Origin of the sequence: Streptomyces sp. NPDC090083, from assembly GCF_044747445.1 — a bacterium.
In the GTDB taxonomy this organism is placed as follows: Bacteria; Actinomycetota; Actinomycetes; order Streptomycetales; family Streptomycetaceae; genus Streptomyces.
The window spans coordinates 390705-406897 of the sequence record NZ_JBIVED010000005.1; the positions used below are offsets into that span (position 1 = coordinate 390705).

14 protein-coding genes are annotated in these 16193 nt (G+C 71.3%); 4 read left to right on the forward strand and 10 right to left on the reverse strand.

Going from position 1 to position 16193, the window contains the following annotated elements; all coding sequences use genetic code 11:
* Positions 1-2: 2 nt before the first annotated feature.
* Positions 3-1013 carry a ferredoxin reductase gene (locus tag ACIPTO_RS21175; protein ID WP_401194741.1) on the reverse strand — a complete coding sequence of 337 codons (1011 nt, stop codon included), beginning with the start codon at positions 1011-1013 and terminating at the stop codon, positions 3-5.
* 132 nt (positions 1014-1145) lie between these two features.
* On the opposite strand from ACIPTO_RS21175, the gene ACIPTO_RS21180 reads away from it, so the two are divergent.
* Entirely contained in the window at positions 1146-2285 is a 1140-nt protein-coding gene (locus ACIPTO_RS21180; RefSeq protein WP_401194413.1) for a PucR family transcriptional regulator, read from the forward strand.
* 61 nt (positions 2286-2346) lie between these two features.
* Here ACIPTO_RS21180 and ACIPTO_RS21185 read toward each other — a convergent pair whose 3' ends face one another.
* Positions 2347-3609: a glycosyltransferase family 4 protein gene (locus tag ACIPTO_RS21185; protein WP_401194415.1), complete on the reverse strand. Its 1263-nt coding sequence runs from the start codon at positions 3607-3609 to the stop codon at positions 2347-2349.
* A gap of 190 nt (positions 3610-3799) precedes the next feature.
* Here ACIPTO_RS21185 and ACIPTO_RS21190 point away from each other — a divergent pair, with 190 nt between their 5' ends.
* On the forward strand, positions 3800-5128 hold the full coding sequence (locus ACIPTO_RS21190; protein WP_401194417.1) for a sensor histidine kinase: 1329 nt from the start codon (positions 3800-3802) through the stop codon (positions 5126-5128).
* Complete coding sequence (locus tag ACIPTO_RS21195) at positions 5125-5787, forward strand: response regulator (RefSeq protein ID WP_401194420.1); 663 nt, start codon at positions 5125-5127, stop codon at positions 5785-5787. The genes ACIPTO_RS21190 and ACIPTO_RS21195 overlap by 4 nt, the downstream gene beginning before the upstream one ends.
* A gap of 8 nt (positions 5788-5795) precedes the next feature.
* On the opposite strand, the gene ACIPTO_RS21200 is transcribed toward ACIPTO_RS21195, so the two are convergent.
* Positions 5796-7826 carry an NAD-binding lipoprotein gene (locus ACIPTO_RS21200; RefSeq protein ID WP_401194422.1) on the reverse strand — a complete coding sequence of 677 codons (2031 nt, stop codon included), beginning with the start codon at positions 7824-7826 and terminating at the stop codon, positions 5796-5798.
* A gap of 251 nt (positions 7827-8077) precedes the next feature.
* Here ACIPTO_RS21200 and ACIPTO_RS21205 point away from each other — a divergent pair, with 251 nt between their 5' ends.
* Positions 8078-8536 (forward strand): hypothetical protein, encoded by a 459-nt coding sequence (locus tag ACIPTO_RS21205; RefSeq protein WP_401194424.1) that lies wholly within the window; start codon positions 8078-8080, stop codon positions 8534-8536.
* A 20-nt stretch (positions 8537-8556) separates the two neighbouring features.
* Here the strand turns inward: ACIPTO_RS21205 and ACIPTO_RS21210 are convergent, their stop codons facing one another.
* From ACIPTO_RS21210 to ACIPTO_RS21240, 7 genes are all read right to left on the reverse strand, one after another.
* Complete coding sequence (locus ACIPTO_RS21210; RefSeq protein WP_401194426.1) at positions 8557-9819, reverse strand: glucarate dehydratase family protein; 1263 nt, start codon at positions 9817-9819, stop codon at positions 8557-8559.
* Positions 9816-10724, reverse strand: coding sequence for a 5-dehydro-4-deoxyglucarate dehydratase (locus ACIPTO_RS21215; RefSeq protein ID WP_401194428.1), 909 nt, complete (start codon positions 10722-10724; stop codon positions 9816-9818). Before ACIPTO_RS21215 ends, ACIPTO_RS21210 begins: the two co-directional genes overlap by 4 nt.
* 27 nt (positions 10725-10751) lie before the next feature.
* Positions 10752-11696, reverse strand: a complete 945-nt coding sequence (locus ACIPTO_RS21220; protein ID WP_366315049.1) for a carbohydrate ABC transporter permease — start codon at positions 11694-11696, stop codon at positions 10752-10754.
* On the reverse strand, positions 11693-12598 hold the full coding sequence (locus ACIPTO_RS21225; protein ID WP_401194431.1) for a carbohydrate ABC transporter permease: 906 nt from the start codon (positions 12596-12598) through the stop codon (positions 11693-11695). Before ACIPTO_RS21225 ends, ACIPTO_RS21220 begins: the two co-directional genes overlap by 4 nt.
* A complete protein-coding gene (locus ACIPTO_RS21230; RefSeq protein ID WP_401194433.1) occupies positions 12595-13923 on the reverse strand; it encodes an extracellular solute-binding protein in 1329 nt (442 codons plus the stop codon). The genes ACIPTO_RS21225 and ACIPTO_RS21230 overlap by 4 nt, the downstream gene beginning before the upstream one ends.
* A gap of 263 nt (positions 13924-14186) precedes the next feature.
* Complete coding sequence (locus ACIPTO_RS21235; protein ID WP_366315055.1) at positions 14187-15191, reverse strand: chitinase; 1005 nt, start codon at positions 15189-15191, stop codon at positions 14187-14189.
* Between the two features lie 361 nt (positions 15192-15552).
* The gene (locus ACIPTO_RS21240) at positions 15553-16173 is read right to left on the reverse strand and encodes a GNAT family N-acetyltransferase (protein WP_401194435.1); all 621 of its coding nucleotides are present in this window, start codon (positions 16171-16173) and stop codon (positions 15553-15555) included.
* Positions 16174-16193: the final 20 nt, after the last annotated feature.

Genomic DNA, 16193 nt, shown 5'->3' on the forward strand with positions numbered 1-16193 from the left:
TCCTACCGTTCGATGTCACAGGGGCCCGCCGCGGCGGACACACAGGTCTGGATGAGGACGCCCGGCTCGGCCTCGGTGATCTCGCCGGTACGCAGGTCGCGGACGGCGCCCGCCTTGAGAGGCGTGACGCAGCCGAAGCAGATGCCCATACGGCACCCGGAGGGCATGAGCACGCCCGCCTCCTCGCCGACGTCCAGCAAGGGCGTGGCGCCGTCCGCGTCGACGGTCCTGCCGGTCGCGCTGAACGTGACCTCGCCGCCGTCGCCGGCGACGACGACGCTCGGGCGGAAGCGTTCGGTGTGCAGGCGCTCGGGGACGCCGTGCCCGGCCCAGTGCTTCTCGGCGGCGTCGAGCAGGCCCGCGGGCCCGCACGCCCAGGTCTCGCGCTCTTCCCAGTCGGGCACGAGGTCGCCGAGACGGGCGATGTCGAGCAGGCCGTCCGTGGTGGTGTGCACCTCGGTCAGCGTCAGCTTCCCGGCCGTGACGAGGTCGTGCAGTTCGCCGCGGAAGATCACGTCCTGCGGCCGTGGCGCGCAGTGGACCATGACGACGTCGTCGAACGCCGTGTCGCGCAGCATGCCCATCACGGGCGTGATGCCGCTGCCGGCCGTCAGGTAGAGCACCTTGGCGGGCTTGGCCCGCGGCAGCACGAAGTCACCGGCCGGATGGTCGAGATGGATCAGCGTGCCGGGTCTCGCCCGCCGGACCAGGTGGTTGCTGACCTTGCCGTCCGGGATCGCCTTCACGGTGATGGTGACGCGGCCGTCCCGGCGGTCCGTCGGCGAGGTGAGGGAGTAGGCGCGCCACAGGCGGACCCCGTCGACGTCGACCCCGATCCGCACGTACTGACCGGCTCTGTGACCGCGCCAGCCCCGCCCCGGCCTGATCACGATGGTCGCGGCGTCGCCCGTCTCGGGCTGCACGGCCTCGATGCGCCCCCGCAGGTCGGCGCCCGCGCGCAGCGGGCTGACCAGGTCGAGGTAGTCCGACGGCAGAAGCGGCGTCGTGACCATCTCCAGCAGTTTCCACGCCCTGCCTCGGAGGGTTGTACTCGTCATGGCTCCAGCTTGCTGCGCCTCAAGGCGTAAAGTCCTGACCGCAGGACGTGAATCTGATCGACCGAATTGTTCGCAGGGAACAAAAACGTGAGTCATGCAATCCAGCGGGCCGGCGAACTGGCCCTGGACGAGAAGACGGTCACCGCGCTGCGGGCCGCGCTGAAGACCACCGCCGACGAGGTCGTCCAGGCGGTCATCGACGAGGTCCCTCCGTACGCGGGCGCGCTCTCGGGCCGCATGGGCGGCACCATCCGCCGGGCCGTGCGCACCGCCCTGGGGCACTACCTCGACCTCGCGAGCGGCAACGCCACAGGCGGCGACGGCGGCGACGCGGCGTACGAACTGGGGCGCGGCGAGGTGCGCGACGGCCGCTCGATGGACGCCCTCCTCAGCGCGTACCGCGTCGGCGCCCGTGTGGCCTGGCGAGGCCTGGCAGCCGGTGCCGTGCCTGCGGGTCTGCCCGCCGCCGAGGTCGCCAAGTTCGCCGAGCTGACCTTCGCCTACATCGACGAGCTCTCCGCCGCGAGCGCCGCGGGCCACGCCGACGAACTGGCCGCCCAGGGCAGGGCTCACGAACGCCACCTGGAACAGCTGGCCCGCGATCTCCTCGCCGGCGCGAGCCCGGACGTGCTGCTGGCCTCCGTCCAACGGGCCGGGTGGCAGGCCCCGGTGTCGCTGACCGCGGTCCTGCTGCCCGCCGCTCAGGCCCGGCCCGCCTACCGCATGCTCGACCCGACCACCCTCGTCCTCGACGAACTGCCGGACGCCACCGGTGTGTTGCTCGTCCCCGATGCCGACCGACCGCGTCTCCTGAGGCAGTTGACCGACCGCGCCGCCGTGGTCGGCCCGGCCCGGCCGTGGACCCGTGCGTCCGCCTCATACGCACGGGCCGTCCGCGCGCGGTTCCTGTCCCCTGACATCCGCGACACCGAGGACCATCTGCCCGAGCTGGTGCTGAGCGCCGACGCGGACGCGTTCGCGGACCTGCGCGCCCGCGCCCTCGCACCCCTGCGGACCCTGCCCGTCGCGACCGCGCGACGGCTGGAGGAGACGCTGCGGGCGTGGCTGCTGCACCAGGGACGACGGGACGAAGTGGCGGCGGCGCTGTTCGTCCATCCCCAGACGGTCCGGTACCGGATGACGCAGCTGCGGGAGCTGTTCCCGGATCTCGGGTCGCCGCAGCGGGTCCTCGAACTGACGCTGGCGGTCGGCCGTCCGGTCACCTGACACGCCGGGGACGCGCGGCCGTTCCAGGACAGGGGCGTGATGCGGGTCGGCCGGAGCGCTGTCACCTGCGCAGCCGCCTGCGCAGGCCCCGGACGGTGATGCCCGCGGTGGCCCGCAGGACGGGAAGGGGTGGGGTCACTCGGGGAGGGTGGTGGGTGACGGGTCGGGGAGTTCCTGGTGGTCGGGCGTGCCGCAGTTCGTCGAAGAGGGTCTCGTAGCGTCTGGCGACGGGGTCGGGGGTGAAACAGGACTCGGCTCGCTCACGGGCGTTTCTTCCCATGGCCTCGCGGAGCGCCCCGTCCGCCATCAGCTGGGCCAGTGCCGTACTCAGGGCCGGAACGTCGTCACGGGGTACGAGACGGCCGTCGGTTCCGTCCCGGATGATCTCCCGCGGGCCGTGCGGGCAGTCGGTGCTCACGACCGGCACGCCGTGCGCCATCGCCTCGACGAGCGTCATGCCGAACGACTCCTGCGCCGAGGTCACGGCCGCGACGGAGGCCGTGTCCCATTTCGGGGCCAACGGCGTCGCCTGGCCCATGAGGTGGATGTGCCCGCCCATGGCGCGGCGCTCGATCTCCGTCTCCAGGTACAGCCGTACCGGGCCGGAGCCGTAGATGTGCAGTTGCCAGCCCTCGCGTTCGGGACCGATGCGGGTGAAGGCGTCGATGAGCAGGTCGTAGCGCTTGACCCGGGTGAGCCGTCCCGCGGCCATGACGACTTTGCCGGTGCGCCGCGGGACCGGGTGCCCGGGTACGGGAACGCTGTTGGGCAGTGCCCTGATCTCGGGGCGGCGCAGGCCGAGTCCTGTGCGGTAGGCCGCCGCGTCCGCCCGTGTCATCGTCACCACGGCGTCCAGGGCGGGGTACCAGCGCCTCATCGCACGCCGCAGGGAGTGCCGTAGCGCGTCGTGGACCAGATGCTCCTGCGCGATGCGCAGGGCGGAGGTGGGGCCGAAGCGGGCCAGCATCACGTTGAGACCGGCGCGGGTGGAGATGACGACGTCGGTGGAGCAGGTGGCGAACCACTCGCGCAGTCTGTCCTCGGCGAGTCGGTGGTACTGGTGGTGCCGGCTGTCGCCGTGCGGGAAGTGGCGGCCGGCCCGGCGGCCGCGGGCGTCCGTGCTGTCGGGTGACGTGGCTCTGCGGTCCACCAGCGCGGTGATCCGGACGCCAGGTGGCGGGTCCAGACGCGGGCGCGCCCGGTCCCTGAAGACGGATGTCACGTGGACCTGGTGGCGTTCCGCGAGAGCGGCAGCCAGGTTGAACGTGGTGCGGGTGGTTCCACCGACGGCGAACGCGTTGTGGAGAAGGAAGGTGATGTGCATGTCTTCCACGGGTGCTCGGGGGACTTGCGTACGGCCCCGTTGGGCCTGGTGACAGCATGGGCCGGGAGGTGTCCGCCGCCGGGTGCGGTGCGGGCGCTCCGGCCGGACGGCACGGACGGCGAGGTCGGACCCGTACGGGTCTTGATCTCGCCGCACCGCTGCGGTAGGCGACGGCGTCGAGGGGGCGAACATGGGTGAGGCGACAGCGATGTCCGAGGTGGCCGAGCGGCAGGACGAGAGATGGCTGTCGGCCGTCATGCACGGGGCGTTCCTGGTGCTGCTCGCCTCCTCCTTCGTCCGCTACCTCACCCATGACCGGTCCCAGGGACATGTGCTGACGATCGGTTCCCTGTACGCCGTCCTCGGTCTGGTCTATGTCGCCGGTGTCCGGTGGGCGCCGGCGCCACGGCCGGGGGCTCGCCCGACGGGTCGGCACCTCGGCTGGCTGGCCGGGGTGTCCATGTGCTGGGTGGTCCTCCTGATGTGGGCGCCCAGTGCCACCTGGTGCCTGATGCCGATCCTGTTCGCCGGTCTGCACCGGCTGCCCACGTGGATCGCCGCCCCCGTGGGAGCGCTGTTGACCGCCCTCGTCGTGGCGTCCCAGCTGCGGGGAGGGAGCGGTGCGACGAACCCGAACATGCTGCTGGCCCCGCCCGCGGTGGCCGCGGTCGCGACCGCTGTGCTGGTCCGGCTCAAGCGGCAGTCCGCACGCCAGGGTGTCCTGATCGCCGGTCTCGTGGCCACGCGTGAGTCCCTCGCCGCCAGCGAGCGCGCGGCCGGGACCCTGGCCGAACGCCAGCGCCTGTCGGCGGAGATCCATGATGTGCTGGCGCAGGGCCTGGCCAGTCAGCAGATGTTGCTGCGGGCCGCCGAGCAGCTCTGGTCGACCGACCCGGCCGCCGCCCGCCGGCACATCGCGGATGCCACCGCGATCGTGGAGCGCGGGCTGGTGGAGGCCCGGCGCTTCGTGCGGGATCTCGCGCCCGCGGACCTCACCGATCACACCCTGTCGACGGCGTTGGCCGCACTGGCACTGCGCGAGTCGACGCCCCGCCTCACCGTGACGTTCCACGAAGAGGGGCCCGTCGCTTCCGTGCCGCCTCCCGTCTCCCGCGCCGCGCTGCGTATCGCCCAGGGCGCGCTGGCGAATGTGCGGGAGCACGCGAACGCGGGCCGGGCGGTCATCACGCTCACCCGGCTCGACCACGAGGTGTGTCTGGACATCGCCGACGACGGGACGGGCTGCGATCCCGGCACGGCGGAGACACCACCGCCGCGCGGCGCACGCACCTCCGCCGCCGATCGCGGCTTCGGGCTGCCCGCGATGCGCGGTCGCGCCCGCCGCGCGGGCGGCACCCTGCGCCTTGAGTCCACTCCCGGGGAAGGCACCGTCCTCACGGCGACCTTCCCCTTGCCTTCGTCGTCTTCCTCGTCTTCCTCGTCTTCCTCGTCTTCGTTGTCTTCGTTGCCTTCGTTGTCTTCCTCTTCTTCCTGCCACCGCGCGAAAGGCTCTCGATGACCTCCACACCCGCCGCGCGACAGGTACGGATCATGCTGTGCGACGACCACGCCGTGGTCCGCGCGGGGCTGCGCGCGCTGCTGTCCGGCAGGGACGACATGACCGTCGTCGGGGAAGCGGCCGGCGGGGAGGAAGCCCTCGCCGTCGCCGCGCGCGTCCACCCCGATGTGATCCTCATGGACCTCCAGCTGGACACGGGACCCGACGGCACGGCCGTCACCCGGAAGCTCCTGAACCAGGCGGCGGCCGATCCGTCCATGCACACGCCCCGCGTGCTGGTGCTCACGATGTTCGACACCGATGCCGACATCGCGCGCGCCCTCAAGGCCGGCGCCACCGGCTATCTGCTGAAGGCCGACAGGCCAGAGGTGCTGTACGACGCGATCACGGCCGCGGCCGAGGGACGCACCGCCCTGTCCGAGCGCGTCACGGACCGCGTCGTGCGGCAGATGCGCACTCCCCCGCCCGCCTTCTCGGAGCGCGAGCGGCACATCCTGAGGCAGCTCGCCGAGGGGCGCACCAACCGCGAGATGGCCCGTGCGCTGTTTCTGAGCGAGACCACGGTGAAGTCTCATCTGCGCCGGATCTTCCACAGCCTGGACGTCCGGACGCGCGCGGCGGCCGTCTCCAAGGCCGCCGAACTGCGGCTGCTGGAATAGCGGGTGGCTCAGGGAAGGAGGTCGGCTCCGGGCGTGGTCGGCGGTGCGTCCGGCCGCTGGGGTTCGGCAGGCTCTTCGGCGGGCTCCCCAGGTCCGGGGCGCATCGCGGGCAGCGTGCGTCGGGCGAGGCTGGTGGGGGCGGGCTCGGTGCGGCCCGGTGTCAGGACCAGGATCTCGTCCTCGGCGTTCCACACGCGCCGTTCGGACTTGCCGGGGCACAGGTGGACGGTGCCGTGCGAGCGGGCGGGGCGCGGGATGTGCGGGCGGTAGCCGATGGCGTACTCGTCGTCGCGCATCGCCGCGGAGACGACCGTGGCGAAGGACGCCTCGCGGCCGGGTCGGACGTAGTGGACGGCCGGGCGCAGGGCGAGCGCTCCGCCGCGTACGGCGAAGATCTCCTCGAACACGGCGGCCAGTTCGGGGGTGTGGACGATCTGGGCCATCAGCAGTGCGGTGAGTTCTCCGGCGACGACGGCGTCACCGGCAGGGCCGAGCGGGGCGAGTGTCCGGCTGCGGTGGTCGTGCAGCTCGGCCACCACGGGGAGTGCCCGGGATGTCCCCTCCTGCCAGGAGCGCAGGGTCAGCATGGCCAACAGCGTCCGGTCGTCGGCCTGTTCGGGAGGCGTGCCCGTCTGCTGGTCGGCGCCCAGGGCGAGGACACAGTCGTACGCGGAGAGGTCGAGGCCGGTGAGGGTCTCGGGGGCGGAGGGGTCGCCGGGGTGGTGGGTGAGCCGCAGGGGCGGGGAGTCCGTGCGCGGGGGGACGCAGGGTGTCGCAAGGCCGGTGACGAGGTCGAGCGTGGAGCCCGGTCGGGCGGTGCGGCGCAGGGTGGCGACGATCAGCGGGGCGCGCCGGTTCCAGCCCAACAGCAGGAGCCGGTAGGGGTGTTCGGGCAGCGGTCGGGTGCGGGCCACCGCCGTGGGGTCGACCGGAGCGCGGTGGGTGCTGAGGGGCGGCGGGCCGTCGTCGTGGGCGACGGTCACCAGCCGGTCCCCCGTCTCCAGCAGGGTCCCGGGCGGCGGGGTGAGCAGTGGTCGGCCGTCTGCCCGCAGCAGCCCCACGGCACTGGACGTCTCCAGGCGCAGCGCCACCTCGCCGAAGGACAGTCCGGTCGCCTGCGGGACGTCGACGATGTGGAACTCGGCTCCGGAGAAGTCCAGGAGGTCCCGCAGCACCGCCGACATCCCTGGCTGCCGGGCACACTGCACGAGCAGCCGCGCGGTGGACTCGTCGGTCCCGAGAACCGTGCCACGCGGTCCCACGGCGAGCCGCGCGGCCGGGACACGGCGGCCGTCGTGCACGGCGGCCACCACGCGCGGGCCGCCCTCCGCGCCGAGCACGGTCCGCAGCGCCAGCAGGATGCGTACGACCCTCAGGTCGCCGTCGGGACCCTCGGCGGGCAGCACGACCACCGCCCGGGCCGCGCCCAGGCTGACCAGCCGCAGTGTGTCGGGGTCGGACGGCACTCCGGTGCGGCACTCCAGCCGGACGCCGTCGGTGACACCCAGGGCGGCTGTCAGCGCCCGCTCCATGGCGGCCGGGTCGCGGTCCGCGAGGACGGTGATCACCTGACGGTCGCCTGCGGCGCGGGCGGCGATCAGCTCCTCGACCACGGTGAACACCTGGTCCGACCAGCCGAGCACGACGGTGTGGCCGCGTTCCACGACCCGGGAGCGACCGTGCCGCAGTTCCGCGAGCCGGTCGCCGAGGCCCGTGGTGACGACTCCGACGACCGTGGACACGCACAGCAGGGCGATCAGGCCGAGCAGGACGGACAGCAGCATCCGCAGCGGCGCGCCGGTGGCCACTCCCAGCCGCAGGGTCTCCGCGCTGGTGCGCCAGACCTGGGTGAGCCGGCCGGACAGCGAATGCGGTGCGTCCGGGTCCGTCCACACCAGCAGCGTGCTCACGGGCACGACGACCGCAAGACAGCACAGGGCGAGCCAGCCGAGCAGGGTCCCCGTGCTGCGTGCCAGTGTCCTGTCGAACAGATACCGCGTGCGGTGGCGTAACGGGCTCCGCTCCTGCCGCCGTTCCACATGGACCCCCTGGTCTCGACCCGCCTCCGGGAATCGAAGCGTGCCGGGTCCGACGTCTGGGACACGCCGTTCCATCAGGAGTTTCATACTTTCGGGCAGCGGCAGGGGGCTGAAACCTGTCCGGGGCCGGCGACCGGGTCGGCATCAGCGGAGCCGGGGCGAAGCCGGGAGCAGGGGCGCCTCGCGGCGGACGGCCGCGCGGCATGCTGTACTGCTGCCGAAGTCCCGCTCCCCTTACGAAGGTTCACCCCATGACCGCCCGCCTGTACATCCGCTCCGGCCTGAGTCCCGACGCCCCGGACGCCGCCTTCGCCGTCCTCGTCGTCGCTCCCGACGGCACTCCCGGCGAACGGGCCATGGCCGAACTCGGCGCGTACTGCTACGAGGGCGACGGCGCCCTGTACCTCGTCCGGACCGACGGCTGGGCCGAGCAGTCCTTCGACGCCGGCGACCTGGTGGTGCGGGTCGCCGTCCATCCCGTCGCGCTGCGGCAGGTGGGCGTGGATCCGGAGGGCTTCCCCGAGCGATCGGCCGTCGACCCGGAGGCGGTGATCGTGCTGACGGCCAGGACCACGGCCGGCCCGGACCTCTCGCCCCGGCCGGCCGAGGCGACCGCCGTCTTCACGGCGGCCGCCGACGTCCCCCTCGACGACCTGCTCACGTCCGAGGACGAGTGGCCGGTCCTCCTCGCTCCTCCGCCGGGGACCTGACGGGCCCGGCCGTCCTCAAGTCACCAGCGCGGGAGCCTGAGTTCGTAGTCGGGCTGGACGCGTCGCATGTAGGCGGTGTCGTTACGGCCCGTCATGCCCGAGTCCACGTACAGCCGGTGGAGCCGGTCGAGGGCGTCGTGGTCGAGTTCCACACCCAGGCCCGGTCCGGTGGGTACCCGCACCGCGCCGTCCTTCAGCTCCAGCACGCCCGGTACGACGATGTCGTCGGCCGAGTTCCAGGGATAGTGCGTGTCGCACGAGTGGTCGAGGTTGGGGATGGCCGCCGCGACATGGGTCATGGCGGCGAGGCTGATGCCCAGGTGGGAGTTGGAGTGCATGGACAGCGGGATGCCGAACGCCTCGCAGACGGCGGCCAGTTCACGGGTCCGGCGCAGTCCGCCCCAGTAGTGGTGGTCGGTGAGCAGGACCTGGATCGCGTTCTGCTGGATGGCCGGCCTGAGGTGTTCCCAGGCGATCACGCACATGTTGGTGGCCAGCGGCATCGGTGACGTCCTCGCTACCTCGGCCATGCCGGGGATCGTGGCGGTCGGGTCCTCCAAGTACTCCAGGACGCCGTCGAGTTGACGGGCCACGTAGGCCGACGTCTCCGGTGTCCAGGCCGTGTTGGGGTCCAGGCGCAGCGGCTGTCCCGGGAAGGCCTCGGCCAGCGCCTTGATGGCGGCGATCTCCTCGTCGGGCGGGAAGACGCCGCCCTTGAGCTTGAACGACCGGAAGCCGTACCGCTGTTGCATCAGCCGGGCCTGCCGGACGATCCCGGCGGGGTCCAGGGCCTCGCCCCAGTCGTCGGCAATCGCGTCGCGGCCGTCGAGCGCGGGATGCTCGGCCCACTTGTAGAAGAGGTACGCGGCGAAGGGCACCGTGTCGCGGACCTTCCCGCCGAGCAGGTCGCTGACCGGGCGGTCGAGGAGTCTGCCCTGGGCGTCGAGGCAGGCCACCTCGACGGCCGAGGTGGTCCAGCCGCGTTCGTGGGAACTGGCGACGGTCGGGCGCAGGGCGGCGTCGATCGCGGCGGTGAGGGCCGTGGTGTCGAAGGCGTCCATGCCGACGACGGTCTTCGCCGCCACTTCGAGTCGCTCCAGCCGTACCGCCCCGCCCGTGGACTCGCCCAGCCCCACCGTGCCGTCCTCCAGGACGAGTTGGAGGACGCAGCGCAGAGCCAGCGGCTCGTGGACGCCGTTGGAGTTGAGGAGGGGCGGGTCGCGGAAGGCGATCGGGGTGACGATGAGTTCGCGGATCCGGGTTCCTGTCGTACTGCCGCTCATGCGCCCAGTACCTCCATTCCGTGGTCGATCAGTTCGGCGAGTCGGGCGGTGTGCTCGGGGGTGGGGTCGCACAGCGGCGCCCGGACCCCGCCCACGTCCAGGCCCCGGAGGGCCACTCCGGCCTTGACGAGCGAGACGGCGTATCCGGGTACCTCGTCGCGGAGGGCGACGAAGGGGCCGTAGAACTCGTCGAGGAGGGTGGTGACCAGGGGCTCGTCGTCGGTTGTCAGGGCGTGGTGGAAGGCGAGGGCGATCTCCGGGGCGAAGGCGAAGACCGCGGAGGAGTAGAGGCCGACGCCGATGCCCCGGTAGGCGGGGGCGGTCGTCTCGGCGGTGGGCAGGCCGTTGAAGAACTGGAAGTCGTGCGTGCCCGGTACGGCGCGGACCGCGCGCACGATGCGGTGCATCAGCTCGATGTCGCCGATGCCGTCCTTCAGGCCGACGACTCGGGGCAGGGCGGCCAGGCGTGCGGCGGTGGCCTCGGTGAGGCGGGCGGTGCCGCGCTGGTAGAAGACGAGCGGGAGGTGGCCGGCGGCGCCGACCTCCTCGACGTAGCGCAGCAGGCCCTGTTGGGGCGCGGTGACGAGGTAGGGCGGCAGCAGGAGGATTCCGTCCGCGCCGGCGCGTGCGATGCGGGCGGCCTGGTCGCGGGCGACCGGGACGGGACCGCCGGCCGCCGCCAGGACGGGCACGCGGCCCGCGGTGACCGTGACGGCCACGCGGGTGGCCCGCTCGGTCTCCTCGGGTGTCAGCGCGTGGAACTCACCGGTGCCGCAGGCGACGAAGACACCGCCCGCCCCGGCCGCGACGCCGGACTCGATGTGCCGTGCGAGCAGTTCCTCGTCCAGTGAGCCGTCCGGTGCGAACGGTGTGACCGGGAAGAAGAGGACTCCTTGGAACTTCATGTCTCCCTCGTGTCCGGGGTGGTTCGGTCAGCCCTTGGTGGCCCCGGCGGCGATGCCGGAGACCAGTGAGCGCTGGAGCAGCAGATAGACGATCAGGCTGGGGAGGAGTGCGACGACCGCTCCGGCGAGGACGACTCCGGAACCGACCTCGGGGTCGGTGCGCAGGATGGAGAGGGCGACGGTGACCGTGTAGTCGGTGGGGTCCTTCGCGGCGATCAGGGGCAGCAGGTACTGGTCCCAGATCATGATGAAGCCGAGGACGCCGGCCACGCCGAGGGCGGGCTTGCACAGCGGGAGGATCACCTGCCACAGCATGCGCAGCTCGCCGACCCCGTCGATGCGGGCGGCCTCCTCTATCTCGGTGGGGATGTCCTTCATGAACTCGGTCAGCAGCATCACCGAGAAGCCCCAGGCTCCGAGCGGGAGGATGACGGCCCAGACCGTGCCCTTCAGGTCCAGCCCGACGACCGGGACATGGCCCAGGACGAGGGACAGCGGGATGGCGATGACCTCCTCGGGGAGCATCATCGTCAGCATGAACAGGGTCAGGATCAGGGCCTGGCCGCGGAAGCGGTGGCGGGCCAGCGCGTAGGCGGCGAGGACGGAGACGGCGAGTTGGAGCAGGAGTCCGCCGCCCGCGATGACCAGGGAGTTGGTGAAGTAGTCCCAGATGCCGCGCTCTCCGGCGACCCGGACGTTCAGCAACGTCGTGTGGTGCGGGAGGAAGGAGAGCGAGGAGCCGCTCGGGTTGGTGCTGAGGGCGCCGGAGACGATCGTCAGGAACGGCGCGGCGAACACGGCCAGGGCGATGACACAGAGCAGGATCCGCAGGGCGAGACCGGGTCCTGGCCGGTCGCTCCAGCCGAGCGCGGTGTCGAAGCGGGCCGGTGTCGTGCGCCGTCTGTCGGTGGTGCGGCGCGATCCGACGGCCGTCGCCGGTGTCCGTACGGGGTCGATGGCGGGTGCGCTCATCGCACGTCCCCCCTCTTGCGGAAGTAGTTGACGGTGACGGTGAGCAGCAACGTCACGCAGAGCAGTACGACGGAGGCGGCGGAGGCGCCGCCGATGTCGTTGCGGGTGAAGCCGAGGGTGTAGGCGCGGGTCATCCAGACCTCGGTGGAGCCGGCCGGACCGCCGCCGGTGAGGACGTAGACCTCGGTGAAGACCCGCAGGCCGCGGATGGCGGCGAGGGTGAGGACGATGCCGAGGGCGGGGCGGATCGCGGGCAGGGTGATGTGGCGCAGGCGCTGGAGGAGGGAGACTCCGTCCATCGCGGCGGCCTCGTAGAGGGAGCGGTCCACGCCGGCGAGTCCGGCGAGGATGATGACCATGTTGTAGGGGGCAGCGATCCAGATGCCCATGGCCATCGTCGCCCACAGGGCGGTGCCGGGGTCGTCGAGGAACTGCACGGGTCCGATGCCGAGGAATCCGAGGGCGTGGTTGATGAGGCCGTCGGAGGTCGGGTAGTACATGAGCCGCCACAGTTCGCCGACGACGGCGGTCGCGGTGACGACGGGCAGGAAGACGGCGGTCCGCATGATCTTCAGGGAGCGGGCCTGGCCTTCGAGGAGCAGGGCGAGGGCGAAGCCGACGACGATGGAGCCCAGGGACTGCCCGATGCCGAGGAGGAGTGTGTGGCCGACCGCGTCCTGGAAGCGGTGGTCGGTGAGGACCCGGGTGTAGTTGTCGAGGCCGACCCACTTGTCGCCGAGGAAGGGCCGCACCTTGAAGAAGCTGAGCCAGATGCCCTTGCCCATGGGCAGGAACTTGAAGACGAGGGCCAGCAGCAGGCCGGGAGCGAGGAACAGCCAGGGCAGCACGGCCTTCTTGGAGAGGCCTCCGGCGCGCGGGCGTGTGGTGACGGTGGCGGTCATTTCAGCAGGTCCTGGTCCTTGAGGTCACCGGCGAGGGTGTCGTTGAGCTCCTTGAGACCGGAGCGGACGTCACTTCCGCAGTACGTGAACACGGCGTTGAGGGCGTCCGCGGTGTCCTGTTTGATGGGGGCGAAGTCGGGCGCGTTGGGGAACTGCTCGGAGCTGTCCTCGTAGGCCTTCTGCACGACGCTCCAGCGGGCGTCGCCGCGGACCTCCGCCGCGTCCAGCGTGGTGTTGACGGGGATGCGGACGACCGGCTGGTTCTTGCCGGTCATGGCCAGGCGCTGTCCTTCGGGTGAGACGAGGAAGGCGGCGAGTGCCTGTTCTTGCGCGGTCTTGCCGGTCTTGGCGCCGAAGTAGATGTTCTCGCCGTCGGCCAGCACGTCGGAGCCGGCGGGCCCGGCGGGCGCGGGTACGACCTCGTACGTGTCCTTGCCCGGCGTCACGTCGTAGGTGGCGATGTTGTACGGGCCGGTGAGGTACATGCCGGCGTTGCCGTCCTGGAAGTTGGTGGCGGTGCCGGTGACGGCGCTGACCGCGCCGGGCTGGATGACACCGTTGTCGCCGCAGAAGAGGTTGTCCTTCAGCCAGGTGACGGTGCGTACGGCGGCGGCCGAGTCCATGGCGGGGCGGTAGCCGCCGTCGCCGTCCGGCTCGATGATCTTCGCGCCGCCCTGCCAGAGGAAGCTGGCGCCCCACCAGGCGGCGTAGCCGTTCGTGGCGCTGCCGGGGACGACCATGCCGTAGGTGTCCTTCTTGCCGTCGCCGTCCGGGTCCCGGGTGGCGAAGGCCTTGGCGACGGTCAGCATCTCCTGCCAGGTGGTGGGCGCCTTCAGCCCGAGCTTGCGCAGCCAGTCCTTGCGGATCATGAGGGTCTGGGCCTGGCGGGAGTACGGGATGCCGTAGTGCCTGCCGTCCAGGCCGACCGTGGAGGACCAGGTCTTGGCGCTGATCTCGTCGTGACCCGCGATGGTGTCCGGGTCCACCGCCTTGAGCAGGCCCTGGCTCTGGTAACTCCCCATCAGGGCCGTGTCGTTGATCATCACATCGGGGAGGTCCTTGGTGGAGGCCCGGCTCTGGAGCTGCTGGTCGAAGTTGATGACCGGCTGATAGTCGATCCTGATTCCGGTCTTCTTGGTGAAGGCGGCGAAGACCCGGTCGTAGGTGGCGGCGGGATCGGGGTTGCTCCGGGTCCACACCTCCAGGGTGTTCGGGTCATCGGAACCGGCCGTGTCCGCGCCGGAACCACAGGCGGCCGTCCCGAAAGCCAGCCCCGCCGCGGCAAGCACGGCAGCCAGGCGGCGACTTCGTCGGCGAACGCCCATGAGCACCTCCGTTCATATTCGTGAACCTGCTTCACGAATCTAAATGATCGCCCAAGCTAAGAATCGTTACGTCCGCATGTCAATACATGGCCGGAATATTTCACCGAGCTTCTGCACGTCGTACGACGGGTCGAACAGCGGGGCGGGCCACACCCTTTCGGGATCCATGCCGCCCCGCCGCGCGCAGGCAGCACGCAGACGCGGACGGCGTCCAGGACATCGGATGTCCTGGACGCCGTCCGCGCGTGTGGTGCCGCCGTGGGTCAGCGCAGCGTGCGGGTGAACTGGTACGCGCTCTGCGATGTGCCGCTGCAGGTGTCGGAGAGCTGGCCGTTGGTGGCGCAGGCCTTGTCGCGGCCCAGCGACCAGAAGGACAGCTCCTGAATGCCCTTGTCGGCCGCGAAGGTGGCGAGCGTCGTGGCGTTGGCGGTCGTGAACACCTCGGCCGTGGTGTCGTTCACGCCGATCATGGGCGTGTTGCCCTCCATGGCCCACAGCTGCGCGGAGCTCTTGCCCGTCCAGATCCGGCCCAGTTGGTCGTGCAGGGCGGTCGCCGCGTCGGTCGCGGCTTTGCCCATGTTCATGGCCGGGCCGTAGTCCATGGTCATGATGTTGACCAGGTTGACCGTCAGGGCGTTGCTCTTGGCGTTGTTCAGCAGGTTGATCGAGTTCTGCTCCAGGCCCGTCGGGTTGACCGGAAGGGTGTACTGGACGTCGAGCCGGCGTCCCGCGGTCGCGTATTCGCTCTGCAACTGCGCCAGCGCCTTGTTGCGCCGGTCGTTGGCCGCCGTGTTGTCGAGGGTGGAGCCCTCGATGTCGAGGTCGACGCGGGTGAGGTTGAGGCTGTCGATGACCTTCTTGTACTGGGCCTTGAGGGACGACACCGAGGTGCAGGCCAGACCCAGTTCCTTGCCGGAGGCACCGCCGAACGAGGCGATGACGTCGCCGCCCGCCGCCCGCGTGGAGTTGATGGCCGCGGTCCAGGCGGAGTCGGTGATGGACGTGTCGCCGTTGAAGGTCGCGTTGCAGCCGTTGCCGGCGATGACGAAGGCGAGGGTGAAGTACTTCTGGCCGGTGGCGTTGCGCGCGTTGGCGAGGGCGGACGGGGAGTTCCAGGTCTCGGCGTACGGCGCCGAGTACCGGGCGGGGAAGCCGGGCCCGGGGTTCGCCGCCGTCGGCGCTGCGGACGCCGTGGGTGCGAGGACGGCTGCCACCGCCGCTCCGGCGGCAACGGCGACGGCCAGTGCGTAGCTGCTGTTTCGACGCATGAGTCCTCCAGGACGCGGCGCACTCGGTGCGCCGGCGGGGGGTAGAGGAAGTCACGCCCGTTCATATTCGCGAACCACTTCTGTCCACGTGAACGAACTGCAGCCATTAAGGCCTAGACCAATACCGCCGTCAACCCCTCCGGCGACAAAGAGCCGTCGCTACGCCCTTGTCCCGACGGCCAGTTGAGGAAGTCGGCCGGTCACGGAAAGGCGGACATGCTGACCTGAAGAGCGCGGACACGCCGCGGCCCCGAGGCGTTCTCAGCACTCGGGGCCGCTCTGCGCGGTGCGGGAATGGAGGGCGGTCGCCTACGCGGCGATGTGCTCTGCGGGGCTTCAGCCGGACGATCGTCCCCGCAGGCTATAGGTGAGGCCCGGGGACACTGTCCCCTCCACTCCCACGGTTCTTCCAACCGTCCGGCCCCGCCGTTGATTCCCGGACGGGCGGACGGTCCGGCTGCCAGTCCTCGGCCAGGAGCCCGAGGAGCACCTCATCGACGAACTCCCCCAGCACCCACGCCGCCGACCGCAGCACCCCCTCGCGGACGAAGCCGTTGCGCTCGGCCGAACGCAGCATCGCGCCGTTGTCGGCCAGCGTCTCGATCTGCAAGCGGTGCAGACCGCGCACGACGAAACCGTAGCGGCACAGCACCGCGACCACGTCGGTGCCGTGGCCCTTGCCCCGGAAGGCGGGCAGGAGTCCGAGGCCGATGTGCGCGATCCGGTTGTGGGTGTCGATACCCCACAGCATCGCGCTGCCGATCAGCGCGCCCGTGTCCCGCTCCACCACGGAGAAGGCCGCGTAGCCCTGGTCCTCGTCGTCCACCGCGAAGTGCGACCCCGTGGAGCCGGCCGCGACCGGCCGCCACGGACGGCCGTTGGCCCGCGAGTGAACGGTCACGTCGTCGTACAGCTCGGCGTGCAGGATCGGAATGTCGTCCTCGTGCCGGGCCCTGAGCCCGACCTTGTCGCCCTTCAGCATGCGAGATTCCTATCCGAGCC